The 1,519-nt window shown below is 36.9% G+C and carries 2 protein-coding genes; one reads left to right on the top strand and one right to left on the bottom strand.

Annotated features, from left to right (window positions below):
- Positions 1 to 538: amylo-alpha-1,6-glucosidase (locus tag AMDU4_RS12880; protein WP_021788372.1), on the top strand; the 538-nt coding region annotated here is incomplete at its 5' end.
- Here AMDU4_RS12880 and AMDU4_RS12875 read toward each other — a convergent pair.
- Positions 535 to 1,519, bottom strand: a 985-nt coding sequence (locus AMDU4_RS12875; RefSeq protein WP_290705384.1) for an ABC transporter ATP-binding protein, incomplete at its 5' end; no start/stop codon positions are given. The genes AMDU4_RS12880 and AMDU4_RS12875 overlap by 4 nt on opposite strands.

Genomic DNA, 1,519 nt, shown 5'->3' with positions numbered 1-1,519 from the left:
TAATCAGATAGAGGATAAATTACACTTTTTAAAGAAAAATCTAGATAAATATTTTTGGATGGGCGAGGAGAATTACTATTCACCAGCAATATCCATAAACGATGGGAAAAAAGAACGTATCCAATTAATCACTTCAAATGCAGGGCATCTTCTGTTTACGGGATTGCTGGAAAGAGTTAAAAAAGAAAGTATAGTAAAAAGAATATTTGAGGATGATATGATGACACCATATGGCATAAGGACATTATCATCGCATAGTAGCAAATTTAATCCATGCCAGTATCAATCAGGGAGTATTTGGCCTAATGATAATTGGATGATACTTAAGGGGTTGAAGTCGTCTGGTTTTACTAAGGAAGCGGATCTATTGAGATCACATTTGATTGATGCCATAATAACATTAAAAAATCCATACGAGTATTATTCCGTTGATGTTGACAATAATATTATTAATCCAGATAATTTGATTGATAAACCCTGTTCACCTCAGGCATGGGCAGTGGGTGCATTTCTGAGTATTCTGGATGATAAATTTTAGTTCTGGCTATCGAATACCTCTGAACTACTTGCGTCTTTAGAATATTTTGCTTCCTCCAAAACTCCATTATCGTATATATTGAACCTTTCTAGGCCGAAGGATATATCATCATTAACCGCATATTTTTTATCCGTTCTTATTACTATATCAGTTGTGCCCATACGGCAATGCACAAAGTAATAGCCTTCCGAATTCTCTACCAGATTTACTTTTGCGGTAATATCATCTCCACTTTTTACCCATCTTGATCTAAAGCCTATAACCTTTTCTGGATAACCAATGGTTTCTCCCGGTATAAAATTCATTGGATATGCACCAATAAAATCACCAATCCACTGTGTCGCCGGTTTTTCATATAATTCCTCATATGAACCCACCTGCTCTATAATGCCTTTGTGCAGTACTGCAACTCTATCAGCTAGATTGGATGCTTCTATTTGGTCATGGGTTACATAAACAAATGTGTGGTTAAGTTCCTTTTGAAGCCTTTTTAATTCCTGCCTTGAAGTGTATCTAACCCTAGCGTCAAGATTGCTTAAGGGTTCGTCCAGAAGGAATAATGCAGGATCTCTCACCAACGCCCTCGCTATAGCCACCCTCTGCTGCTGGCCACCACTTAATCTGGTCACATTCATTTGTAACTGTTCTTCTATTTTTAATAACTTCGCGACACTTCTTACTTTAGTATCGATTTCAGCTTTCTTGATTCTCGCCATTTTTAAAGGAAATGCTATATTCTCATATGTTGTCATATTTGGATATAGGGCATAATTCTGGAAAACCATAGAGATATTTCGTTTATTAGGGGGCTTGTACGTAACGTCTTCACCGTTGACAATAATTTTGCCGCCATCAGGTGGCTCTATACCTACAATAGTCCGTAATAACGTTGATTTTCCCTCTCCAGATGGCCCGAGAACAACGAGAAATTCTCCACTTTCAACTTTTAAATTGAGTTTGTTTAAAACTCTAACATTCGAA

The organism is Ferroplasma sp. Type II, assembly GCF_000496155.1.
The sequence above is the reverse complement of the archived record's forward strand: the minus strand, read 5'-3'. Positions and strand labels throughout refer to the sequence as shown.